Here is a 23,143-nt window from a genome sequence, read left to right on the forward strand (position 1 = left end):
GCCGGGATGAGACAGATTCTTCATAAACAGAGACGAAAAGGGCAGGACAAAGCGACGGCCGACAAAGGTCGGCAGCGGGGCGCTGGCGGCGGGGAAGGTAGCAGCAGACCCAGCCGGTCGCACTTTATGAAGAAACCAGCCAGCCCAAGCGGTGGCAGGGCCGGGATGAGACAGATTCTTCATAAACAGAGACAGGAAGAGCGGGGCGCGGACGACGGCTCAAAACGGGCGACCACGACCTGGCGGGCACAGAAAACGGGCGGCCCGGTCGCAATGACCGAGCCGCCCGCTTGTTCGTCGAGTGGGCCCTGCGGGGATCGAACCCGCGACCCGCGGATTAAAAGTCCGATGCTCTGCCAACTGAGCTAAAGGCCCCTGTTACTCGAACTACAACAGCATAGCGGCCCCGCGCCCCGCCTCCAAGTTCACGGGGCGCACCTCACGCACGCGCGCGGCGAGAAACAGGTCAAAAATGTGAGCCCTGACCAGGCGGTGTCAAGAATATGTCAGGAAAAATCGGCGCCGCGTCAAGAACGCGTCAGTTTTCATTCGGGCCTGGGCGACCTCGACGTTCGATAGCAGTGCCGCTCAACCGAGCGACTTCGCACACCGGGTACCCCGGTTGCGGATCCGCCACGCCGGAGGGTTTCCGGCAGCACCATTCAGGAGCCATACCGTGCTCGACATTGTGTTTGTCGTATTGACGACCGTGTTCTTCGGAGGATGCCTGGGCCTCGCATCGGCGGTGAGCCTGCTGTGACCATCCTCGATATCGCCTGGCTGCTCATCTGCGCAGCCGCAATCGTGTACGTGACCTATGCACTCATTCGACCGGAAAGGTTCGGGTAGTCATGGCGTTCGTTCAAATCCTCGTTCTCATCGCGGCACTCGTCGCGGTGCATCGACCGCTCGGCGCGTACATGGCGCGCACCTTTACCTCTGAGCGCCACCTCTGGCCGGAGCGGCTCGTGTACCGCTTCGCGGGGATCCGAACAGACCGCGAGCACTCGTGGCGAATTTACCTTCGCAACATTCTCGCCGTCTCCCTCCTGAGTGTGCTCGGCCTCTACATCCTGCAGCGTGTTCAGCAGTGGCTGCCCATGGCACACGGCCTCGGCCCCGTCGAAGAGACGCAGGCGTGGAACACGGCAACCTCGTTCGTGACCAACACGAACTGGCAGTCGTACGGCGGTGAAACGACGATGTCCCATCTCACGCAGATGCTGGGCATGTCGTTCCAGAACTTCATTTCGGCCGCCGTCGGAATCTGCGTGGCGATCGTGATCATTCGAGGCATCGCCCGTCACGGAACCGACAAGCTCGGAAACTTCTGGGTTGACCTCGTGCGATGCAATTTCCGCATCCTCCTGCCACTCGCCTTCATTGGCGCGATCCTCCTGGTCGCGTGCGGTGCGATCCAGAATTTCAACGCCGCCCAGCACGTGCACACTCTCACCGGTGGAACACAGATCATTCCCGGCGGGCCCGTCGCGAGCCAGGAAGCAATCAAGGAGCTCGGCACGAACGGTGGCGGTTTCTTCAACGCGAACTCCGCGCACCCGTTCGAGAATCCGAACGGCCTCACGAACCTCATCGAGATCTTCCTGATCCTGCTTATCCCGTTCGCCCTCCCCCGCACCTACGGAATCATGGTGGGCGACAAGCGTCAGGGCTGGGCTGTTCTCGGCGCGATGGCTGTTCTCGCGATCGGTTCGCTGGCCGCCACGACCGCCCTCCAGCTTCACTTCGCGGGCGATCACCTCGCCGCGATGGAAGGCAAGGAGGCGCGCTTCGGGATCGTCGGTTCGAGCCTGTTTGCGACCGCGACGACGCTCACCTCAACGGGCGCCGTGGACTCGATGCACTCTTCCTACGAGCCGATCTCCGGCGGCGTGTTGATCTTCAACATGCTTCTCGGTGAAATCGCGCCGGGCGGCGTCGGTTCCGGCCTGTACGGCATGCTCGTCATCGCGATCATGAGCGTGTTCATCAGCGGGCTCATGGTGGGCCGCACGCCCGTCTACATGGGCAAACGTATCGGCCCGACCGAGGTCAAGCTTTTGAGCCTGTACATCCTCGTCGTGCCCGTGCTCGTGCTCGTGGGCTCGGCGGTCGCCATTGCCCTGCCGTCGACGGCGGCGTCGCTCGCCAACGGCGGCCCCCACGGCTTCAGCGAGGTGCTGTACGCGTTCACGTCGGCGTCCAACAACAACGGTTCCGCCTTCGCGGGCCTCAACGCGAACACGCCGTTCTTCAACGTGGCGCTCGGCCTCGCCATGCTGCTTGGCCGCTTCCTGCCGATGCTGTTCGTGGTGGCGCTCGCGGGCAAGCTCGCCGCCAAGGAGGTTGTCGCGACTAACCGCGGCACCCTGCGCACTCACACACCTCTCTTTGCAGGCGTCATGGCCGGCATCGCGCTCATCGTGACCGGCCTGTCCTTCCTTCCGACGCTCGCTCTTGGACCACTTGCTGAAGGACTCATGAAATGACTCAGGTACAGGTGACCGACCGCGTTTCTTCGCAGCCTCACGAGGAGAAGACCGCGAATTCCGGATCAGGCTTCACGCCGCGCTCTCTTGCCAAGGCGCTCCCGCAGGCGCTGCGCAAGTTGAACCCCGCGCACATGGTGCGCACGCCCGTCATGTTTATCGTCGAGATGGGCGCGCTCATCACGATCATCGTGGGCTTTTTCAAGCCGAGCGTGTTTGTGTTCTCGCTCGCGATCTGGCTGTTCCTTACGGTCGTGTTCGCGAACCTCGCCGAGGCTGTCGCCGAGGGGCGAGGTAAGGCGCAGGCCGATGCGCTCCGTTCCGCGAAGACAGCGGCCGTGGGCCGCGTGCGCCGCGAGGATGGAAGCATCGAGGAGGTGCCCGCCGCGGATCTTCGCCCCGGCGACATCGTCGTGGTGTGTGCAGGCGAGACGATCCCGGGCGATGGCGACGTCGTGAAGGGCGCCGCGACGGTCGATGAGTCTGCGATTACGGGCGAATCCGCTCCCGTGATCCGCGAAAGCGGCGGCGACCGTTCGGCGGTCACGGGCGGCACGCGCGTCCTTTCGGACGAGATCGAGGTGCGCATCACCTCGGAGCCGGGCAACACGTTCGTGGACCGCATGATCGACCTCGTCGAGGGCGCGCAGCGTCAGAAGACCCCGAACGAGATCGCTCTTTCGGCGTTCCTTTCGGTGCTCACGCTCATCTTCTTGTTCGTCGTCGCGACGCTCGTTCCCATGGCCGATTACGCGGGCGCGAAGCAGCCGATCGAGGTTCTCATCGCCCTGCTCGTGTGCCTTATCCCCACGACGATCGGCGCGCTCCTTTCGGCGATCGGTATCGCCGGCATGGATAGGCTCATGCGCCGCAACATCATGGCGACGTCGGGCCGCGCGGTCGAGGCCGCTGGCGACGTGACGACTCTGCTGTTGGACAAGACCGGCACGATCACGGTGGGTGATCGCCAGGCGAGCGCGTTCATTCCCGCCCAGGGCGTGAGCGAGGACGAGATCGCCTACGGCGCGCTACTGTCCTCACTCGCGGACGAGACCCCCGAGGGTCGTTCGATCGTGGAGTTCGCGACGACGACCATGGGCGTTGGCCCGATTCCCGAAAGCGAATATCGAAACGCCGAGTTCATACCGTTCAGCGCGGAAACGCGCATGAGTGGCGTGCAGCGCACTCCCGAGCACTGCATCGTCAAGGGCGCGGCTTCCGAGATCCTCAAGTGGGTCACCGCGAAGGGCGGAACCGTCACGGAGGATGTCAACGAAACTGTGCGGGAGATTTCTTCCGACGGTGGCACGGCCCTCGTCGTGGCCGAAGAGAAGGCCGGGGCTCGCCGCGTGCTCGGCAGCCTGCACCTCAAGGACGTCATCAAGGAAGGCATGACGGAGCGCTTCGCGCACCTTCGCAAGATGGGCATTCGCACCGTCATGATTACGGGCGACAACGAGCTGACGGCGCGTGCCATCGCCAAAGAGGCCGGTGTTGACGACTATCTCGCGGGTGCAAAGCCCGAGGATAAGCTCGCGCTGATCCGCAGTGAGCAGCGGGGCGGCAACATGGTCGCGATGACCGGTGACGGCACGAATGACGCTCCGGCGCTTGCGCAGGCCGACGTCGGCGTGGCCATGAATACGGGCACGCAGGCCGCGAAGGAAGCGAGCAACATGGTCGATCTCGATTCGGATCCGACCAAGCTCATCGAGATTGTCGAGATCGGCAAGCAGCTTCTCATCACGCGCGGCGCTCTCACGACGTTCTCGATCGCGAACGACGTCGCGAAGTATTTCGCGATCGTTCCCGCGATGTTCGTGAGCGTGTTCCCCGGCCTCGATCTGCTCAACGTCATGCGCCTGAGTTCACCCGAGTCGGCGATCCTCTCGGCCGTGATCTTCAACGCGCTCATCATCGTTGCGCTCATTCCTCTCGCGCTCAAGGGCGTGAAGTATCGACCGGGTTCTGCAAACCAGCTCCTCGGCCGCAACCTGCTCATTTATGGCCTTGGCGGATTCATCGTTCCGTTCATCGGGATCAAGCTCATCGACCTTGTCGTGAGCATCATTCCCGGGCTCTAACCACGAGGGCCGAGCCGCGAGGGCAACGCTTCGAGTGACCTCTCCGGCTCGGCCCCACCACCACTGTCGTTTTTCTCTCGATTGGAAAACTCATGAACTCGACAATCTCGGGTATCGTCTCCGCCATGTGGCGCTCCACGCGCGTTCTTCTTGCCCTTCTCGTTGTGCTTGGCCTGTTTTATCCGGCGGCCGTGTGGGTCGCGGGCCGGGCGTTCGCTCACAATGCCGACGGTTCCATGATGAGCCTCGATGGCCGCACCGTTGGATCGTCCCTGATCGCTCAGGACACGTCGAAGGACCCCGCTCTGTTCCACCCCCGGATGTCGGCGGGCAACTACGACGGTTTGGCTTCGGGCGGCTCGAACTTGAGCCCCGTAGGTGAGGAGATCACCGCGCAGGTCGCTGAGCAGCGCGCCCTTATCGCCCGCGAGAACGGCGTGGATGAGGCCGTTGTCCCCGCGGATGCGGTGACCGCGAGCAGTTCCGGTCTCGATCCACACATCAGCCCGGAGTATGCTCGCATCCAGATCGAACGAGTGGCGAAGAACTCGGGGCTTTCGCGGTCGGCTGTTGCACAGCTCGTCAAGAAGCACACCCAGGGGCGAACCCTCGGTTTTGCAGGTGAAGAGGTCGTCAACGTCAATGACCTGAACCTCGACCTGCTTGCGGCGAAGGACTGACATGAACACGGTGCGCGGTGTACTCAAGGTGTATCTGGGGGCTGCCCCCGGCGTAGGTAAAACCTGCGCGATGCTCGAGGAGGCCCATGACCGCCTGAAGGGCGGGGAGGACGTCGTCGTGGGCGTCGTTGAAACCCACGGGCGTTCGGGGACCGCCGCGAGGCTTGAGGGGCTGCCGGTGATTCCGCCTCGGCGGGTGAGCTATCGCGGTTCGACGTATGACGAACTTAATGTTCCGGCGATCATCGAGCGCAAGCCCGACGTCGTTCTCGTGGACGAGCTCGCTCATACCGTGCACGGCGAGGATACGACGGCGAAGCGCTGGCAGGATGTTCACCGTTTGCTCGATGCGGGCATCAATGTCATCTCGACCGTGAACATTCAGCACCTTGAGTCCCTCAACGACGTGGTCACGAACATTACGGGCCACGTGCAAAACGAGACGATTCCCGATCCGGTCCTGCGCGAAGCGGAGGAGGTCGAGCTGATCGACCTGAGCCCCGATGCGCTGCGCGTGCGGCTGCGGCAGGGGCAGGTGTACGGGCCCGCGACCGTGGATGCGGCGCTCAGCAAGTTCTTCCGCAAGGGGAACCTCACTGCGCTTCGCGAGCTCGCGCTTTTGTGGCTCGCCGATCAGGTCGACGATGGTCTCGAGAAGTACCGCAGCGAGGAGGGCATCAAGGAGCCGTGGGCGGCGCGCGAGAGGATCCTCGTGGCCGTGGGCGGCGGCCCGAAGACTGCCGCGCTCATTCGCCGTGGCCGCCGCATCGCCGGGCGCATCGCCGGCCGCGAGCTCCTCGTCGTTCACGTCCTCGCGGCGGATGGCCCACCGCGCATGTCGCCCGAGCAGATGAGCGAGGCGCGCTCCCTTACCGAATCTCTCGGCGGCTCGTGGCACGTGCTTTCGGGCGATGACGTCCCGCGCACGCTCCTCGATTTCGCCACGACCGTGAATGCGAGCCAACTCGTCGTGGGCGCGTCGCGTCAGGGCTTCGCGCAGCGGCTGCTCATGCGGTCCACGAGCGCCGCGATCATCGACGGTGCCGGCGACATCGACGTGCACATCGTCGCCGTGGACCCGCCCGCCACGCACTGGTCGGCTCCCGCGCCGCCCACGAGCCTCTCCCCCGCGCGGCTCGCGACGGGCTGGGTACTCGCGACCATCCTGACGATCGTCGTCACCCTCGCGAACCTCTCGCTCGGCGATCCCACGGCACACCTGTCCACGGCGATCATGAGTTTCGTGCTCGCCTCCGTCGTCGTCGCCCTCGTGGGTGGCCTGTGGCCGGCCCTCGCGACCGCCATCGGTGGCGCGCTCTTGCTCAACTGGTTTTTCACCGCGCCCACGCACACGCTGTCCATCACTGAACCGAAGAACATCTTCCTGCTCATCGTGTTCGTGCTCGTCGCGGTGCTCGTCGCCCAGGTTGTCGACGGCGCTGTGCGCCGCCAGCGCGAGTCCCAGGAGGCGCGCCGGCACGCGCAGCTCATGACAGAGCTTGCCCGCTCCGTGATCCGCGACGGCATCGGGATCCAGGAGATCCTTGAACAGATCGCCACGACGTTCGGCCAGGATGGCGTCGCCCTCGCCACCGTCGAGGGCACGGCGCTCGTGCCCGAGTACAAAGTAGGCATCCCGATCGAATCGGTCACGCTCGCCGACGAAGCCTTTTCGCTCGACGACCAGCATGTTCTCGCCCTCGTTGGCCGCCCGCTCACGTCGAGCGAGCAGCAGCTCCTCGAAGCCTATTCGGGCCGGCTCGTGAGCCTCATGACCCAGGCGCAGCTCAACCGGGCCCGCACGCAGGCCCGGCAGCTCGAGGCCGCAAACTCCGTGCGCACGGCGCTTTTGACGGCCGTCTCGCACGACCTGCGCACCCCGCTCGCGACGATCAAAACGGCCGTCTCCGGTCTCCTGCTCGACGATGTTGATCTTCCCCGCGACGCCCAGGTGGAGCTTCTGCGCACGATCGAGTCGTCCTCGGACAGGCTGGATCGGATCGTCGCGGACCTCCTGGACATGTCGCGCATCCACACGAATAAGCTCGAGGTTAAGGCAGTCACCGTCGGACCCGCCGAGCTGGTTGCCCAAACCCTCCACCACATGGACCCCTCCCTCGTGCCGCCTTCGCTCGAGGTGCGCGTTCCGCGCGAACTGCCGGCGATCACGACGGATGCGGCGCTCATGGAGCGCGTGCTCGAGAACCTCATCAGCAACGCCGCCAAACACACCGACTCAGGGGTCACGATCGACGCGACACAGGACGGCGAGCGTATCCTCATTCGCGTGATCGATTACGGACCCGGCCTCACCGAGGAGAGCAAGGCGCGCCTGTTCACGCCCTTCACGCGCTTCGGTGACACGACGAACAGCCACGGGCTTGGCCTCGGCGCCGCGGTCGCACGCGGGCTCGCGGAAGGCGTGGGCGGCACGCTCACCGCCGACGACACTCCAGGAGGTGGGCTCACAATGGTGCTGTCACTGCCGCTCACCATCACCCCAGCCACCGCCGACAGTGCGCCCACCCCCACACACGAGACCACCACCGTTGGGAGCGCGTCATGATTCTCATCGTCGAGGACGATCCGGCACTGGCGAGGGCCATGACCGTGAACCTCACGGCCCGCAAATACCAGGTGCTCACGGCCACGACCGGGGAGCAGGCACTCGTCATGGCCGCCGACAACCCCATCGAGGCCGTCCTCCTCGACCTCGGCCTGCCGCACATGAGCGGCCTCGACGTCATCGACGGGATCCGCGGCTGGTCAGACGTCCCGATCATCGTCGTGACCGCCCGCCACGAAACCCACACGAAAATCGAGGCGCTCGATCGCGGCGCCGATGACTACGTGACCAAACCCTTCGCGCTCGGGGAGCTCCTTGCGCGTTTGCGCGCCAACCTCAGGCGGCGAACGTCGGGCTCCCCCTCCCCCGTCGTCACCACTGCCGACGGGCGCCTCACTATCGACCTCGCCGCGAAAACCGCGACCGTGAACGGGACCCCTGCGCGGCTCACCCCGCACGAGTGGGGCATCGTGAGCTACCTCGTGAGCCACCCCAATCAGCTCGTGCGCAAAGACGAACTGCTCGAGAACGTGTGGGGCCCCGAATATACGAACGAAGCCGGCTACGTACGCGTCTACATGTCGCAGATCCGCCAGAAACTCGAGGAGGATTCCTCCGCCCCGCGCTACTTCCTCACCGAGCCGGGCCTCGGCCACCGCTTCGTGCTTGGGAGCTAGCGTCAGCGCGGCAGGTAGGCGCTGCGCTGCCTCGTCCAGGTAACGAGGAGGCGTTCGCGAGCTCGGGTCGCGCCCACATACAGCAGGGAGCGCTCGCGCAGCATCGCCTCGTTGTGTCCGTCGGTATCAAAGTGGTAGCCGCGCACGGCGTACGGCACGTGCTGGTCGTCGATGCCGAAGAGGATCACGCGTTCAAATTCGGTGCCTTTGGAGCGGTGGAGGGTCATGACGGCGGGCGCGCCGTTGAGGTAGCCACCGCGATCGATATTTTGCACGCGCAAACCGCGTTCCTCGAGCGCGCGCACGAGGTTATCGCGCTGCGTTTTTGTACGAGTGAGAATGCCGATGCGGGGACTTGCGTGCTCCTCCTCGCCCATGTCTTCGAGCCAGGCCCGAAGAACGCGCGCGACATGGTCGAACTCCTCGCTCAGCGTTTCGGCCCCGAAAAATTCAGGAGCTGGGCCGCGCATGAGGGACCGGTAGGTCCCGTGCCGCGTTGTGAGCTCGTCGCTTCCCGCGTCGTCACTGTCGAGGGCACCCGAGTAGTCGCCGCCATCGAGGATCGAGAGGGCGAGCTTCAGATTTTGCGCGGTGGTGCGGTAGTTGAGTCTGAGGCGGCGAGAGCGCCCACGAATGTTGATCCCATAGTGGCTCGGGCGCACAGCGGTCGAGTCAGAAAGTGAAAAATTTGGCCGCTCACCGAGCCGAAGGAGCCGTCGGGCCCGCACCCTTCGAGAGCGCACCCAGAACGATGGGGTCGGGTGCGCCTTGCACGAGCTCCTAGAGGGAGCACTTTGCCCCCCTCGTTGTGCGCGGTTTTCTTAGCCTTCTCCCCCGCCTTCAGCACGTTTGACGCTGCGTACGTGGCGCGCCTCGCCCCAATGAGCGAATTACCCGCGCGAAGCCGCAGACCAAACCACGGCGCCTTGAGGCCGCTCGACATCGAATCGAGCCACAGCGACACCTCCGCGAGCTCAACCGCCGTGGGGTTGAGGTCCACGCCGTACACGTTGTGCAGGGCAATGTAGGCCTTGACCTTCTGAAGCTCCTGCGGGTACTCCTCCGGGTCGATCCGCTCGCCGAGCTCCGCCTGGCGTCGCTGCAAGTACTCCTCCGCGAGCTGGCGCACCGCCTCGATCGCGAACGCGCCCGAGCCAAGCGCGGGCTCGCACAAACGAGCGGATTGGATACAAGGAAGCGCATCAACGGCAGTCTGCCGATTCCTAGAAATACGGCGAGAGCCGCGTGGTTTCGGGGCAAAGGCGCTCGTCAGAACTGTTGAGACAGGCTGGACAGGCCGTACTCCTGATTCTTCAGCGTTGAGCAATCCGTCGGCAAGGCGATACTTGCACCAACAGAGCCGGTGCCAACGGGTGCGCCGCCAAAAAGTGCTCGCCGCGCTAAACGGTTCCCAGCGCGCCAACCAGACCGAGACGATGCTGTTGAGCCTGTGTGATTGCCTGGGCGACACGAGCAGGCTTGACGGGCTTGGGGTGCTCCTCTCCACGACGGACTGAAGACACTAGTCATTGCAGTCTTCTTCCTTATCGATGAGCGCGGCGAAGTCTTTGTTACTGATGACTTGGAGACGGAGTGCTGTCGCTTTGGCTCGAACCGCATTGTCTCCCGTTACGACAACCCACTCTTGAGGGTTGAGGTACTGAGACTCCTGAGCAATTGCATTCAAGGCACTAGCAATCACTACTGGATCTGCGCCGCCACGGTTCGCGTATAGGTCAACCAGCTTCGTGTCGTGGCTATCCACGGAGGCCATCACCCTGATGAGTTCTCGGAGTACTCCTGGCGTGATCTCGTATTCGAGTTCTCTCAGCGATGCGATGTCTGGGAACTGCTCGGCTTCGACCAACACGTCTGCCGGAATCCTCGCGTTCTGCTGAAAGAACTCGCTGGCGCGGCGTTGCTTCTTTAGCTGCGTGAGCGTATTCGTGTCTACGAGGTATGTCGTGCTGATTCCTATCAATTGACTACCCTTCTCAGGTCTTCAATCTGGCTGGGCTTGAGATGATTCAAACACACTGCTCTACAGAAGTCCTTTTGGGTTATCCCTCCGGCGTCCAGCACGTCGAGCATGCGGCGTGATAGCTCCGCGCCAGCGTACTTTCGTATGGCGTTCTCCGCGTGGATCTTCTTCATTCCTTTGGGCTTGTTTCTTGTATTGAACTCCTCACGAAGCTCAGCCAGGAGTGTGCGCGCGGAGTCGAGACCGATCTGCCCCAACCGCATTGCACGAACGGTCACAGCACTCGGAGTAACTTTGAACTCTCCGGCGGCTGTTTTCACATCGTCGAGCGTTGACGGAGCGATCTCGTTCATACGCCAAGTCGGCATGAGGATGGAACCGGCAATGTCGTACTCACGCCCGAAGTCTGTGCCAGTGCTTTGCCCGTCCCACGTCACGGGTTTGAAAATTTTGCGTGCGACGAGCACCGCCATGAGAGTGAGAGTGAAGATTGTTCTACCAACCGGCTCCTGCTGGTCTCCATGATCTCCCCCGGCAAGGAAAATGTAGGGAACCTTCTTGTCGCGTATGGTCATTCCGCTGAAGTTCACGCCGTTGAGGCGTTGCGGCATGTAGTTCTGCACGCTGCGTGAAACAAGAATTTGCCTGGCTTCTAGTCGCTCAATCAGCAAATCGAGCGCCTTGGTCTTGTTGGCACACTGCCTCATGTCATCTTGACCAAGCTCGATGGCGTCCATGAGTTTGGCGGCGTCTTCTTCTGTAGATTTGCCTACTCTGCTTAGTAATCCAACGATCGTGTTGGTTGGAAGAGAATTGTCGTGATGCTTGAGTAGTTCTTGTTTTCGGATCAGATCTTTAACGATTAGTTCAACTTCCCGGAGTTCGACTGTTGCCCTGGTTCCGATTTGGAATGTGTCTTTGCTGATTCCGTCGAGAAGCTTCTGCGTTTTTGCCTCGACCTGTGCTTTCACGAGTTTAAGGGGAGAGAAGAAGAGCGGGTATGGGATGTCGCCGTGTTTTGCGAGCTTCACGAGGTCGGCGAATTTGATAGAACCGGATTCGAGCGCACTCTGATACCCCGCATAGAGGCCAGCTACCGAGTTATCCAGCAGTGTGCTGAACACCGCTTTATCGATCTGGATACTCTCACCGTTGAGCATCACGTTAATCGACATAGAACAGACTCCGTTCCGCTAGACCCTGGGAACCAAACTGAGCGCCAGAACCTTTGGAATTAGCCCAGGGATCGCACGATGATCGCGTACTGACGGGCCTGCTGTGGGTCGCATCATCGACTTGATAGTCCTTCGCTTTAGAGCGTGTATGTAACACGACGATCCACGCAAGATGAAGGAGTATCAGGTGCGCACACTCAAGCTCGAAACCCAAGTGACAGTCCAGGCCAGGATGAAGGTGGTGTTGTCGAACTTCGTGCTGCAGGACCTCGCAGCCAAGGGAATACTCACCTGGCAGGAAGCGTGGGACACTCACCTCAACACCTGTGCTCGGTACGGCCTGCGTGCCGATACTGACACTTGGCTTACTGGTCGAGTCGACCCCGATGCCGACCGTTCGCTTGGGTCGCGACTGCCCCGGCGAATCCAGTGCGAGAGTTGCGGGCGCTGTTACGGGCACAAGACCTGGCACTCCAGCACACCCAATCGTGCAGACGTGTGGGAGTGCCCGACAAACTATGCCAAACGGGGAACCTGCAAAACCCCACACATCTACCAGACGGTGTTGCTGGGCACCCTCGCCAAGACGTTCCAAACCCTTATCAATCGAGACGACCAAGTCCGACATACGGTCACTGCGCTCGTAGCCGCTCGCGCCGGACAGCCTGTCGAGGAGATTGGGGCGGCGGTACACGATGTGATGTTGGATGCTCATCCTGCTCTCCACCTTCCTGATTTCCTGTGCGTATTCGAAGGAGCCTGCGTACTTACTTATCACCGTGTTGGGTTCGTCTTCGTCACCGGAGACGTGGTGACGCTTGACTTACCCGCCGGGTGGACACCAACTAGCTGCTAACCGACTTTGCTGCTCACCGGGTTCGCCAGGGTTTTCAGGTCTTCCCAGGAGTCAGCCTTCTTGATGTCATCCTCGTAGGCAACCAGATACCCCCAGTCCTGATCGTCGAACCCATCCTCAGTGGTCAGACGGCGAACCAAGGTTTCTGCTGCCTTGCGCTTCGCCTGCACGGTTGCGTCTTCCCTGCCGCGCGTGTCCTTGCCCTCGATGATCCAGAGAACCCCCGTGTCATCGAAAGCCACGAAGTCTGGGAAGTAACGATCCTTCGAGGTGTAGTACAGATAAGCGTCATCGCTGCGGTGGAGCCTGTGCCACCAAACAATGTGCGGGTCACGGTTCAACAGGCGCGCCAACTCGTACTCGCCAGAAAACGAGTCGAAGGACTCTGCTTCGAAGAGCGACTTTGTCCAACCACCGTAGAACCTGCCACGAACAAAGGCGCGACCATCATCGATCTGGTCGTAGATCTTCTCACCCAGCGGTAACGAGAACTCATCCCCAGGTAGAGGTTTCGGGTGAAGCGTCGCTACCTCTTGGGTGCCGCGCAGCACCTCCACCGCGTGGGCTTCGACCACTTTGAACAGTTCGGTGCGCGCCGAGTCCAACGCTTTCACGCTCCAGGTATCAAACGGAACACTGCCCATGAACTTGGGAACGAGCTGTTTCTCGGCGTAGCGCGCGTTGGGCTCGGTTTTGGGCACAAGGTGCATGTTGATGACGAGCTTGACGAGCGCCTTTCGTGCTTCTTCTTCGCTCACGTGGATGGAGTCAACCTCGGCACTCTCAGCGTCGCGCCCGCTCAGCCCCTTCCCGAGCGCCGCGATGATTTCTTTGCGGTGAAGCACGTCGGCGGTTGAGGTGACTCGTTTCGCGGCGGTCTCAAGCGCGCGGTCGTCAATCTCGAAGAGCTGCATCTTCGGCTGGTTGACCTGCACCCGAGTGACCGGGAAGGTGTATGTGACATCGGCGAGTTTTTTCGTTCGCGCAATGGTCACGAACTCGATGTCATCGCCACCAAAGTCCGTGTCATCGATAGCGCGAACTCCAACCGTTGAACTCGGCAGCGTACCGCCCTGGCTGGCAACTGCACCTTCGTTGAAACCGTTGCCCGACCACCCGACCGGTGCCCCTTCACCACCGACGCCAACGGTCGGTGCTCCAGGTACCACCCCTGGTTGAATACCAGAGCCACCAGCAACTCCGGGCGTTCCCGTGCCACCAACACCTGTGACTTCGTTTTGAGCGGCGTGTTTGATGGCTTCTTCGACCTGGGCTTTGTCTGCGCTCGATGCTGCATCTTCGAGGCCGAACTGGCGCAGCACGTCCTCTGCCTCCAAGAGTTCCTTGAAGGACTGGTGCGAAATGATGTCGAGTTGGTCGATCTGCCACACGCCCGTGTACTTCCCGAACGGCAAACGCAGGCCACGCCCCATGGTCTGCTGGGTAAGCACTTCGGAGGCCATCGCCCGTAGTGTCACAACGACCGCGATGTTTTTGACATCCCAGCCCTCCTTGAGTTTGTTGACACTGACTACTGCCAGTACAGGCGATTCGGGCCGATCCAATTCGTCGAGGCGACGCTGGGTCAACTCATCTTCGTGCTTGGAGTCCACTTGCAGCACGGCATCATCCCGGCCGAGGTACTCCGGGGTGCGCAGCAACTCGGCAACCTGGGTGGCGTGCTCAACATCGGAGCAGACCACGAAGGCCACCGCGTTCACATGATCGCGGTTCTGGGAAGCCGCGTACGAGTCGTAGTAGGCCTGCTTGAGCGCACGGAGCTGCAGCGCGTCCCGCAACTGCTGCTCCTCAGAGACTTCATCGGTCCCATATCCAGTCTTGCGGAACGCCAACACCGGGGCCTTCACATACTTGTCCTGGATGGCGCGGTAGAGCGGATACTCGAAGATCACGTGATCGGTCTTTTTATTCACCGATGCGGTCAGCCCGATCGCGGCGGCCGGGTCGAGTTCCTTCAGCGCAGCATTAAACGCAGTGGCACTAGCGCCGTAGAGGTGGGACTCGTCGGCGATCACCACCAGATCATCAAGACCCTTGAGGTAGTCGAAGAGCACGCCGGCGTTCTCATCGAACCGGCGCGGCTTACGGCGCATCGCATCCTGCGTAGCCCCGTGGGTGTCACCCTCGGCGTCCTTCGGCGCGATCAACTGTTGGATGTTGAAGATGAACGCGAGCATCGGGATTTCCCGACCGAACGCGAGTTGGACGGAGCCGTTTTGCCGGGCGATCCACGCCGAATAATCCTGCGGGGTCACCACCTCGGGTGGCACAGCGGAGCCGGTGATATACCGGGGCTCCCCGGGCGTGAAGTTCTGCACCGTCTTGGATTGTACTGTTTTGCCTGGGGTGACGATGACGACGTTGCCGACTCCTTGGCGGCGCAGGTATTCCACAAATGCGGCCATCAGATAAGTCTTGCCCACACCGGTAGCGAGGTTGAGCACCTGCATCTCAGCCGGGTCATAGTCGCCATCGAGAGTGAAGACCAGCTGGCGCAGTGCTTCCTTGTTCGGTGCACGCAGGTCGAACTCGGAACTAATCGACTCCAGCATGTCCGAATCAAAACTGACGTTTAGCTTGGCAGCCACTACTGGTCACCACCTTTGCTGTAACGGAACACATCATCGGGCAGGGCAACCACCCGCGACCCCTTCACCAGCTTGCGTAGATGCTGGCGCACACCGTCCATCACAGTGGTGGCCGCGAGCACGATCGTCTCCCCGGGCTGAATCTGGGAGGCAAGCCAGTCAACGATCTCGACCGTGGCGACCCCTTCGACCACCTTGAGTAGGGCGTTGCCACGGCGGGCGTCGAACACGTAGTCATCATCCGGTTGCAGCAGCGTGAACCCGAGGTTGGCGGCCACAGACCGGATCAGAGTTTCGCCGGTTGCTGCTGCTGTGAGCATCACGCGATCCAATTCCGGGTCGTAGTCGAAGCATGCGGGTGAGAGGTGCGCGACCTGGAAGCCGCCGCCACCACGCCAGTTGACCACTTCCTTCGTGCGTCTGGTCTTCGAGGCAGCCTTCAGTGACTTCACCTCGACGCTCTTCTTTAGTTCCGGGTCGTCTTTGATCAGCTTGTTGAGTACGCTCGCGAATTTCGCGGCGTCCTCCGGCGAGACACCATCAGGAAGTCCGTCTTCCGTCGCGTCGATCCGTTCGCCCTTCGTCCGGGTTATCCCTCCCGGGTCTTGATCGTTGAGCACCTTCTCCAGACGCGGGCGTGTGAATGTGGTGAACGTCGACTCCAGCAACTCGCACGTCACCCAGCGCCGACCCATCTTCTGCGCCACCGCAGCCGTCGTCCCCGACCCAGCAAACACATCCAACACGATGTCGCCAGGGTTCGAGCCGATGTGAATGATGCGTTCGAGGAGACGCTCCGGCTTTGGCGTAGAGAAGGCGTTCAACCCAGGAAATAGTGAGGTAATCTCCTTTTTCGCCCCTCGGTTGTGCCCCACTTCTTCCTTTATCCACCACGTCTGTGCAGCACGATCTGAGGCGATTTCGTCAAGGTACTTCTTCATTTTCAGGTTCCCAGCCCCACCACGGGTGAAATACAAGCGCGGAAGTGGGCGACCTGCATAAATGTCCGATGATTCACGAAGTGGCTCATCGAGGACAAGGTCGAGCACGTCTTCACGTAAACGGGACATAGGAATTCCCGTCGCCCGTTCTCGATTGATGAGGTTAGGGCTAACTGCCTTGTACGAAGCAGTCTCTGATAGAAACTCGAGTACTGACTTCTGGGCATTGCTCCATACGCGCCCCCGAGCGGGATAGACCAGTTCACCCGTCACGGGATTCTGAATTCCATAAACACCCGGGTGTTGAAAAGCGCCACGATCTGCTCCGGGAGCTGCTGGGTCGCCAGAAATCCAAGCGCGCGGATCACCATCAGATGACCCATAGAGAGCATCTCTACTGGCCAACCGCGGCAACCGATTCGCTGAAAACTCGCTACTTTTTTTGTAGACAAGGATCACGTCTTGGTCTACTGAAAGCCCATCGCCATCAGAACGAGGTGAATCGGCCTTTTGCCACACGACTTCAGCAACGAATGATCCACCGCCGAAGACTTCATCCAGTAACAACCGCATACGGTGGTTCTCCGCGTAGTCGAGGTGCACCCAGATGGAGCCGTCGTCCGAAAGCAGCTTTTTCATGTGCAGGAGCCGGTCGCGCATCATGGTCAGCCAGATGGAGTGCTCCAGGTTGTCTTCGTAGCTCGCGAATGTTTGCGCGGTGTTAAACGGCGGATCAATGTAGATCAGCTTCACCTGACCCACGTATTTCTCGGCCAGCTCGGGAACGCGGGTAAGGGCCTCCACGACGTCGCCGGATTCGCCGCGGATGAGCAGGTTATCGTCCTGGGGTTCCAGATCGGCTCGCTTGGAGTAGGCGAACTCGTCAGACTTCGGTGTCTGGGTGCCTTGCACATAGTCGTCCAACACGAGGGTGTGGGTTTCGCAGTAGCGCGGATCAGACGGGTCAACCCACGTGTAGCCGTACTTGCCGGTCTCGGTGGGGATGAGGGCTTTGTCCTTGTTGTACCAGGTGAGTTGGAGTCGCTGTTTCGTCATCTACTTGGTCTCCCTCGTCACATGGCTTGATTGAAAAATGCGGCAAGCGTCGGTCCCTCCGCGGAGCTTTCCCCGCCGACGCATTGCGCTCTATCCGTCTCAATACAATCGCGCACACGCACGAGCGACCCCGGCGGAGTCATCGCGGCGACACCGCTCACATTAGGCGTGACGTCAATCGGGGGCGCGCTCACGGGGGTCCTTCCTCGAGGGGGTGCGAAGGGGCGAAACCATTGTGGCATGGGGCAGAGCTTTTGATGGTCTCGGGCATACTGGACCCCGACGCCACCGCCACGAAGGAGCATCCCATGGCACCTCGCTGGCCCGTCCCGCCTGCGCGCGAGCGCGGCGAGGTTTTGCTTGCGAGCGGTCCGAGCGACGTTTTCCATTGCATTTACAGCTTTCCCTCCGCGATTGCCGCGGTTCTCTTCGGAGGGTTTGCCACGTGTCTCGTTCTCGATCCTGGGAAAGCCACGCAAGCGGAGCTCGTCATCGGGACGATCCTTCTGGCGGGCCTTGGCTTCCTATTTTTCGCGGGGTTCGTGTGGTGCAGGCGCTTTGGAGTGTGGGCTACGCAGCGCGGTGTGCTCGTGCGCTACATTCCGGGCCGAACGAAATTCCTCCCGTGGGCTGCGATCGCCGCTTTCGAACCCGGCATGCACGATGGAGTGGAGTTGCGATCTCTCACGGCACGCATGGTCGATGGCACGAGCCTCATGGTGCCCATTTTCTATCGAACGGACGGGCAACGAGACTTTCTCTCCTTGACAGTCACGCCCGACGGCGCCCGCTACGTGGGCTCCGACGTGAACCCCGCGGTCGTGCTGCCCCAACTGCTTGACCTGCATCGCCAGGGGCGGCTCGGGGTGTGACCCGAGCCCGCACTTCGATTTCTCTATGCGACAGCGTCACGCCTGCACCGGTCGCCTGCCATACTTGAGTCTGATCCCCCCGCCACGAAGGAGCACGCCCATGGCATCACGCTGGCCCATCCCACCTGCCAAGGAGCGCGGCGATATTCTCCTTTCGTCCGGCCCCGGCGCTATCTACCGCTGGATCTACGGCGGAATGTGCGCGTTTTTCGCCGTGCTTATCGCGGTCGCACTCGTGATGATTAACCTCTTCCCCCACGACACTTCTGGTGCAGAGCGCGCCGTGCAAGCGGTCGTCTTTAGCGGCATCATCCTGTTTCTCGTTTTCGGATTTCTGCTTTTCACCACGCAAGGCGTGTGGGCCACTCGAGAAGGCATTCTCATGCGCTCTTTGCCGGGTACGGGGAAGTTCCTCCCCTGGGGTGAAATCAACTCTCTCGAGCCAGGCAGGCCTATCGGCAGGAGGCTTCGCACCCTCATCGCGCACTTGTCGAACGGTGAGAGCCTCAGGGTTCCCGTTTACTACCGATGGGGCACGTCGAGCGTGAGGTTCACCGCGAAGCTCACTCCCGAAGGCTCCCGCCTCGTTGGCCCCGACAACAACCCCGCGGTGGTCCTCCCCCAGTTGCTTGAGCTGCATCGGCAGAACCGGCTCGGCGATTGGCTATAACAGGCGAGGCCTCGAAGCGCGAGAGCCCTCCCCGCACCACCTTGAGCGGTGCGGGGAGGGCTCGATTGGGCTCGGTTTCGAAGCGGCTCGGTGAACGTTAGCCCCAGATCTCGGCGACGGCCGCGATGAGCTCCGGGCTCGCCTGCTCATAGTCGAACGTGCGCGGCAAGTGGCCCGACGGCGCCTTGCCAAACGCCGAAATCTCACGCATGAGCGACTCGGGGCGCTTCGCGGCAACGCCGGCGATGGCCTGCTTGAGCGTGAAGCCAATCTCGGCGTCGTTCACGAGGGCACGCAGGCGCGAGTAGCGCACCTCGCGGCCCTTCTCGGTGTCGTCGAGAACGGTGCCGAAACCGGCACTCGTGAGCGTCGCTTCTGTGCCAACCGTGAGGCCGGTGACGGTGATCGTCGCGGCATGCGGCGCGGGGCGATCAGCGGGGCTGAGCTTATGAACGCGCAGCTCATCGGCGAGTTTCTCAGCGCCGGGGGCGAAGGAAGCGTCGGACCCGCTCGCCTTCAGATCCCCGAACCCAGCCGGGTCATGCCCAAGCAACCGAATGCGCCACTCGCGCCGCTCGAGCGCCTCGCGCGCCACCTCGGGGGTGTCGGCGGGAATGGTGAGGGTGAGGGTGTTTTCCGACGCTTGCACGGCCACGCGCACGTGACTCCACACGAGATCGTCGCCCGCCTTCCACTCCTCGTGGAGCGTGAATTCGCCGTCGCCACCCGCGGCGACGATGAGCTCGAGCACCTCAGGATTGTCCTCGATGTTGTCGGGGGTAGCGTCGGCGGGCGTGAGCGGAAGGATGCCGCCGGCGCGCACGAGCACGGGAATCGAGCCGAGCGAGCGGAACATCTCTTGCGTGAACGCACCCGAATCGGGGGTGCCGTAGCGCTGCTCGGTGAACAGATCGAACCACATGCCGCCCGGGAGAATCGGCTCGACACTCCCGCGGCCCACGTCCTTCGCGGCGGGGCGAGTAATCGGGGCTACGAGAAGTTCGGAACCGAACAGATAGCCCTGATCGTTGCGATACGCGGGATATTGCGGCGCCTCGAAGTACACGGGCTCCACAATCGAGCGTCCCTCGTGGTGCGCGCGGTAATTCATCGCGTGCAGATACGGCACGAGACGGTGACGAAGACGCAAATGCGCCGCCTGAATATCACCGTGCGGGGCCGGGAAGTTCCACGGTTCCTTCACGGCGAACGGCGAGTTCGACGAATGCAGGCGGTTGATCGGTAAGAACACACCGAACTGCACCCAGCGGGTCGCGAGCTCGTTATCGCGAAAGCCCTCCATGTGCCCACCGATGTCGTGGCTCCACCAGCCGTAGCCGATGTTCGCCGCAGCAGCCGTGAAACCCGGCTGGAACGCGAGCGACTCCCACGTCACGATCGCATCGCCCGAGAAGCCCACGGGGTAACGGTGCGAGCCGGGGCCCGCAAACCGCGAGAACGTGAGCGGGCGCTCGATCGACCGCTCACTGCGGGTGAAATGCTCGTGGTTGAGCACCCACAGCGGGTCCACGCCCTCGACGCTCGAATACGGGCCCGACTGCCAGTCAATCCACCAAAAATCCGTGCCCTCATCCTCGAGGCGCTTATGCAGCACATCGAAATAGGCATCCATGAACTCGTCGTTATTCACGTCGAACGGAATCGCAGTGCCGTCGGCGGGCTTGCCGAGCGCCTCGCACATCGCCTCATACGCATCCTCGAATGCGCGCACGCCATCAGCCGGGTGAATGTTGAGGGTCACGCGAAGGCCGCGCTTGTGCAGCTCCTCGAGGAAACGCTCCGGATCCGGGAAAAGCTCACGATTCCACGTGTACCCGGTCCAGCCCGAACCGTACTTCGGGTCCACGTCGGTAAGGTGCCAATCCATGTCGATCACCGAAACCGAGAACGGAATATCCTCCGCGCGGAACGCGTCCATGAGCTCGAGGTAGCTTTCCTCGGTGTAGCGATGATAGCGCGACCACCAGTTGCCGAGCGCAAACTTCGGCACGATCGGCTGGGGGCCACTAATCGCGAAATAATCCTTCACCGCGGCCACGTGGTCACGACCCGCAGCGAACACGAAGAGATCGATGCTGCCTTCCTCGGCAGCGCGGGCGCGCAGGCGTCCGTCGGAATCAAACACCATCGACGTCGAATCGTCGATCTCCGCATACCCCACCGCAGAGTTCACGCCCGGCTCGAGCGGAATCTTGCCGTCGGCCACATCGAGCGTGCGAGCTGCGCCACCGAGGTTCCCATCGAGCGCGCGCTGCGTCTCACCATTCAGGGCAAGCTGGCGATCCGCCGGAAGCGAGAGATCCTGCCCGTAGCGCCACACCGAGTGATACGCCGAAACGCCGCCCTTGACCTCAACCTTGAGGCCGTTCGACGAGAACGGGCCGCGATCGTACTCGAGGTAGAAATTCTCGGTAGTGACCGTGAGGCGGCCCTGGTACTCGCCAATCGTGTAATCGGAAGGATCAAGCACCACGTCGCGGTTAATCGCGAAGGTCGAGGGACGATCCTCAAACGTGCCGCTCGGCGAATACTCGAGACGCACCACGCGCGGCGTGACCGGCGTGATCCGGAAATGCTCGCCGACGAGCTCAGCGGGCAATTCTTTAGAAAAATTCTGCACGAAAAATCATCCCTTCACGGCCGCACTCGCGGCGCCGGCAATAAAGCGGCGTTGGAAAATGAGGTAGACGGTAAGGACAGGAACGATCGACAAAGTCGTCGCAGCAAACAGGCCGCCGAAGTCAGTCGCGTAGCGACCGTTGAACGTTGTCAACCCTACAGCGAGGACCTGGAGCTTATCGTCATCGATCATCAGGTACGGCCACAAGTAGTCTTCCCAAACCCATAGGAACTGAAAGATCGCGAAGGCACTAATCGAGTTTCCGCTCATGGGCAGCACGATTCGATGGAAAATGTACAACTCGGAAGCACCATCGATTCGGGCCGCTTCAAGAACCGAGTCAGGAATTGAATCCATTGACTGTTTCATCATGAAGATGCCAAACCCGCTGAAGAGTGCAGGGATGATGATCGAGAGCCACGAACCTTTGAGTTCCGCGGCAGAGAACATTGTGTAGCGCGGAATGATCGTGACGGCCCATGGAATCATCATCGTGGAAAGGATGAAGCCGAACAGCACGCCGCGGCCACGGAAGGAATACTTCCCAAGCACGAATCCCGCAATGCAGCTCGTGTAGATGCAAATCGCGGTGATGACCACCGAAAGGATCACGGAGTTCGCGAACAACTGCATGAAGTCGAACTTGTCCTGGATGTTCAGGAAGTTCTCGAACGTCCATTCACGCGGAATCAAGGTTTGATCGAGCGCGCGAATCTCGCTGTTCGGCTTGAATGCACTGAGCAGCATCCACACGAATGGGAAAACCGTAATGATGCCTACAACGATGAGGCCAACGTGGAGCAGGATGACATTGAACTTACGCATTGCTGGCCCCCTCATTGAGTGCCGCCACCGAAGCTACAGACTTCGATCGACGGTGCCGCGGTTTGAGGTTCATCCCGGAAACAGCGAAGGATAGGGCAGTAAGCGATGCGGTCACCACGAGAAGCCCGAAGGCGATGGTCGAGGCATAGCCGAAGTTGTACTTCACGAACGCCTCGTCATAGATAAGGTACGAGAGGATATATGTCGAGGTTCCGGGGCCGCCCTTCGTGAGCACCATGACCTGGATGAACGCCTGCAGATAGGCGATCAGCGAGGTGATGATGACGAAGATCGTCATGGGGCGCAGGAGCGGCAGCGTCACATGCCAGAACCGTTTCCACGGGCTCGCACCGTCCACGGCCGCCGCTTCCATGACGTCTTCCGGCAGCGAATAGAGCCCAGCGAGGAAGAGGATCACGGCGTAACCGAAGTCTTTCCAGATCGTCATCAGCATGATTGCGGGAAGCGCGAACTTCGTGTCAAACAGCCAGTTGACGTCGAGACCAAAGAACGTGTTGATCGCGCCTACCTGCGGGTCGTACATGATCTTCCAGACATACGCGACCGCAACAAGCGGCGTCACGGTGGGCATGTAGAACAGTGCACGGAAGAAGGTTTTGAAGCGCGTAACCTTTGTGAAGATCGCAATCGCCAACGCAAGCCCGAGGATTACTCGTGCGGTGATCGCGACCGCGGAGAAAATCAGCGTGTTGACGATGGATGTTCCAAGCCGAGGATCCTGAAACATCCGCGTGTAGTTCTCGAGCCCAACTGGATCAAACGTTCCGTTGAGCGGGTTCCAATTATGGAAGCTCCCCACGAAAGCGATCCCCACAGGGATCACGAGGAGCAGCAAGTTGAAAACGATGAGCGCAATCACGACGGAGTTTCGCACTCCGCGCTCGCCTTTATAGCTGATCGCGCGCGCCTTCTTTTTCGCTGTCAGAGTTGGCGTGCTCATTTGTTACCTCAAGAGATAAAGAGGGAGGTGCCCAGGTATCCCGGGCACCTCCCGAGGTTC

At 61.4% G+C, this 23,143-nt stretch carries 18 protein-coding genes and 1 tRNA gene; 9 read left to right on the top strand and 10 right to left on the bottom strand.

Annotation, left to right across the window (positions count from 1 at the left end; all coding sequences use genetic code 11):
- Positions 1 to 302 precede the first annotated feature (302 nt).
- Positions 303 to 375 (bottom strand) — tRNA-Lys (locus HMPREF3176_RS06560).
- Positions 376 to 756: 381 nt separating this feature from the next.
- Between HMPREF3176_RS06560 and HMPREF3176_RS10070 the strand changes: the two genes are divergently transcribed.
- The 6 genes from HMPREF3176_RS10070 to HMPREF3176_RS06585 all read left to right on the top strand — a co-directional run bounded on the left by HMPREF3176_RS10070 (position 757) and on the right by HMPREF3176_RS06585 (position 8,496).
- The gene (locus tag HMPREF3176_RS10070; RefSeq protein WP_161970209.1) at positions 757 to 849 is read left to right on the top strand and encodes a potassium-transporting ATPase subunit F; all 93 of its coding nucleotides are present in this window, start codon (positions 757 to 759) and stop codon (positions 847 to 849) included.
- Between the two features lie 2 nt (positions 850 to 851).
- Positions 852 to 2,489, top strand: a complete 1,638-nt coding sequence (kdpA, locus tag HMPREF3176_RS06565) for a potassium-transporting ATPase subunit KdpA (RefSeq protein ID WP_070459037.1) — start codon at positions 852 to 854, stop codon at positions 2,487 to 2,489.
- Entirely contained in the window at positions 2,486 to 4,573 is a 2,088-nt protein-coding gene (kdpB, locus tag HMPREF3176_RS06570) for a potassium-transporting ATPase subunit KdpB (protein ID WP_070459039.1), read from the top strand. The genes kdpA and kdpB overlap by 4 nt, the downstream gene beginning before the upstream one ends.
- A 92-nt stretch (positions 4,574 to 4,665) precedes the next feature.
- Positions 4,666 to 5,253 carry a potassium-transporting ATPase subunit C gene (locus HMPREF3176_RS06575; protein WP_070459040.1) on the top strand — a complete coding sequence of 196 codons (588 nt, stop codon included), beginning with the start codon at positions 4,666 to 4,668 and terminating at the stop codon, positions 5,251 to 5,253.
- Position 5,254: 1 nt separating this feature from the next.
- Positions 5,255 to 7,819 (top strand): DUF4118 domain-containing protein, encoded by a 2,565-nt coding sequence (locus HMPREF3176_RS06580; RefSeq protein WP_070459042.1) that lies wholly within the window; start codon positions 5,255 to 5,257, stop codon positions 7,817 to 7,819.
- Positions 7,816 to 8,496, top strand: a complete 681-nt coding sequence (locus HMPREF3176_RS06585; RefSeq protein ID WP_070459044.1) for a response regulator — start codon at positions 7,816 to 7,818, stop codon at positions 8,494 to 8,496. Before HMPREF3176_RS06580 ends, HMPREF3176_RS06585 begins: the two co-directional genes overlap by 4 nt.
- 2 nt (positions 8,497 to 8,498) lie before the next feature.
- Here the strand turns inward: HMPREF3176_RS06585 and HMPREF3176_RS06590 are convergent, their stop codons facing one another.
- The 4 genes from HMPREF3176_RS06590 to HMPREF3176_RS06605 all read right to left on the bottom strand — a co-directional run bounded on the left by HMPREF3176_RS06590 (position 8,499) and on the right by HMPREF3176_RS06605 (position 11,652).
- The gene (locus HMPREF3176_RS06590) at positions 8,499 to 9,158 is read right to left on the bottom strand and encodes a 3'-5' exonuclease (RefSeq protein WP_061211626.1); all 660 of its coding nucleotides are present in this window, start codon (positions 9,156 to 9,158) and stop codon (positions 8,499 to 8,501) included.
- Complete coding sequence (locus HMPREF3176_RS10555; RefSeq protein ID WP_061211625.1) at positions 9,074 to 9,670, bottom strand: hypothetical protein; 597 nt, start codon at positions 9,668 to 9,670, stop codon at positions 9,074 to 9,076. Before HMPREF3176_RS10555 ends, HMPREF3176_RS06590 begins: the two co-directional genes overlap by 85 nt.
- A gap of 348 nt (positions 9,671 to 10,018) precedes the next feature.
- On the bottom strand, positions 10,019 to 10,477 hold the full coding sequence (locus tag HMPREF3176_RS06600; RefSeq protein WP_061211624.1) for a hypothetical protein: 459 nt from the start codon (positions 10,475 to 10,477) through the stop codon (positions 10,019 to 10,021).
- Complete coding sequence (locus tag HMPREF3176_RS06605) at positions 10,474 to 11,652, bottom strand: hypothetical protein (protein ID WP_061211623.1); 1,179 nt, start codon at positions 11,650 to 11,652, stop codon at positions 10,474 to 10,476. The genes HMPREF3176_RS06600 and HMPREF3176_RS06605 overlap by 4 nt, the downstream gene beginning before the upstream one ends.
- A gap of 187 nt (positions 11,653 to 11,839) precedes the next feature.
- Here HMPREF3176_RS06605 and HMPREF3176_RS06610 point away from each other — a divergent pair, with 187 nt between their 5' ends.
- Positions 11,840 to 12,508, top strand: a complete 669-nt coding sequence (locus tag HMPREF3176_RS06610) for a hypothetical protein (protein WP_061211622.1) — start codon at positions 11,840 to 11,842, stop codon at positions 12,506 to 12,508.
- Here HMPREF3176_RS06610 and HMPREF3176_RS06615 read toward each other — a convergent pair.
- Together HMPREF3176_RS06615 and HMPREF3176_RS06620 are read right to left on the bottom strand one after the other, a co-directional pair.
- Positions 12,505 to 15,081 carry a DEAD/DEAH box helicase gene (locus tag HMPREF3176_RS06615; protein WP_210386458.1) on the bottom strand — a complete coding sequence of 859 codons (2,577 nt, stop codon included), beginning with the start codon at positions 15,079 to 15,081 and terminating at the stop codon, positions 12,505 to 12,507. The two genes, HMPREF3176_RS06610 and HMPREF3176_RS06615, sit on opposite strands and share 4 nt — an antisense overlap.
- Positions 15,082 to 15,116: 35 nt before the next feature.
- Entirely contained in the window at positions 15,117 to 17,114 is a 1,998-nt protein-coding gene (locus HMPREF3176_RS06620) for a site-specific DNA-methyltransferase (RefSeq protein ID WP_061211620.1), read from the bottom strand.
- Positions 17,115 to 17,422: 308 nt separating this feature from the next.
- Here HMPREF3176_RS06620 and HMPREF3176_RS06625 point away from each other — a divergent pair, with 308 nt between their 5' ends.
- Positions 17,423 to 17,986, top strand: coding sequence for a hypothetical protein (locus HMPREF3176_RS06625; RefSeq protein WP_070459049.1), 564 nt, complete (start codon positions 17,423 to 17,425; stop codon positions 17,984 to 17,986).
- 100 nt (positions 17,987 to 18,086) lie between these two features.
- Positions 18,087 to 18,656 (top strand): hypothetical protein, encoded by a 570-nt coding sequence (locus HMPREF3176_RS06630; RefSeq protein ID WP_070459051.1) that lies wholly within the window; start codon positions 18,087 to 18,089, stop codon positions 18,654 to 18,656.
- A 97-nt stretch (positions 18,657 to 18,753) separates the two neighbouring features.
- Here the strand turns inward: HMPREF3176_RS06630 and HMPREF3176_RS06635 are convergent, their stop codons facing one another.
- From HMPREF3176_RS06635 to HMPREF3176_RS06645, 3 genes are read right to left on the bottom strand one after another with little or no spacing between them, the layout of a single operon-like run.
- Positions 18,754 to 21,297, bottom strand: a complete 2,544-nt coding sequence (locus HMPREF3176_RS06635; protein ID WP_070459052.1) for a glycoside hydrolase family 31 protein — start codon at positions 21,295 to 21,297, stop codon at positions 18,754 to 18,756.
- Positions 21,298 to 21,303: 6 nt separating this feature from the next.
- Positions 21,304 to 22,122 carry a carbohydrate ABC transporter permease gene (locus HMPREF3176_RS06640; protein WP_070459054.1) on the bottom strand — a complete coding sequence of 273 codons (819 nt, stop codon included), beginning with the start codon at positions 22,120 to 22,122 and terminating at the stop codon, positions 21,304 to 21,306.
- A complete protein-coding gene (locus HMPREF3176_RS06645; protein ID WP_070459056.1) occupies positions 22,115 to 23,083 on the bottom strand; it encodes a carbohydrate ABC transporter permease in 969 nt (322 codons plus the stop codon). The genes HMPREF3176_RS06640 and HMPREF3176_RS06645 overlap by 8 nt, the downstream gene beginning before the upstream one ends.
- Positions 23,084 to 23,143: the final 60 nt, after the last annotated feature.

It is taken from the genome of Dermabacter sp. HMSC08H10, assembly GCF_001807585.1.
GTDB lineage: Bacteria > Actinomycetota > Actinomycetes > Actinomycetales > Dermabacteraceae > Dermabacter > Dermabacter hominis.

Bases quoted from the DNA above. Each gene is read 5' to 3' on its own strand.
- HMPREF3176_RS06615 (WP_210386458.1), bottom strand. From the start codon at position 15,081: ATGCTGGAGTCGATTAGTTCCGAGTTCGACCTGCGTGCACCGAACAAG.
- kdpB (WP_070459039.1), top strand. From the start codon at position 2,486: ATGACTCAGGTACAGGTGACCGACCGCGTTTCTTCGCAGCCTCACGAG.
- HMPREF3176_RS06645 (WP_070459056.1), bottom strand. From the start codon at position 23,083: ATGAGCACGCCAACTCTGACAGCGAAAAAGAAGGCGCGCGCGATCAGC.
- HMPREF3176_RS06605 (WP_061211623.1), bottom strand. From the start codon at position 11,652: ATGTCGATTAACGTGATGCTCAACGGTGAGAGTATCCAGATCGATAAA.
- HMPREF3176_RS06640 (WP_070459054.1), bottom strand. From the start codon at position 22,122: ATGCGTAAGTTCAATGTCATCCTGCTCCACGTTGGCCTCATCGTTGTA.
- kdpA (WP_070459037.1), top strand. From the start codon at position 852: ATGGCGTTCGTTCAAATCCTCGTTCTCATCGCGGCACTCGTCGCGGTG.
- HMPREF3176_RS06625 (WP_070459049.1), top strand. From the start codon at position 17,423: ATGGCACCTCGCTGGCCCGTCCCGCCTGCGCGCGAGCGCGGCGAGGTT.
- HMPREF3176_RS06580 (WP_070459042.1), top strand. From the start codon at position 5,255: ATGAACACGGTGCGCGGTGTACTCAAGGTGTATCTGGGGGCTGCCCCC.
- HMPREF3176_RS06620 (WP_061211620.1), bottom strand. From the start codon at position 17,114: ATGACGAAACAGCGACTCCAACTCACCTGGTACAACAAGGACAAAGCC.
- HMPREF3176_RS06630 (WP_070459051.1), top strand. From the start codon at position 18,087: ATGGCATCACGCTGGCCCATCCCACCTGCCAAGGAGCGCGGCGATATT.
- HMPREF3176_RS06575 (WP_070459040.1), top strand. From the start codon at position 4,666: ATGAACTCGACAATCTCGGGTATCGTCTCCGCCATGTGGCGCTCCACG.
- HMPREF3176_RS06585 (WP_070459044.1), top strand. From the start codon at position 7,816: ATGATTCTCATCGTCGAGGACGATCCGGCACTGGCGAGGGCCATGACC.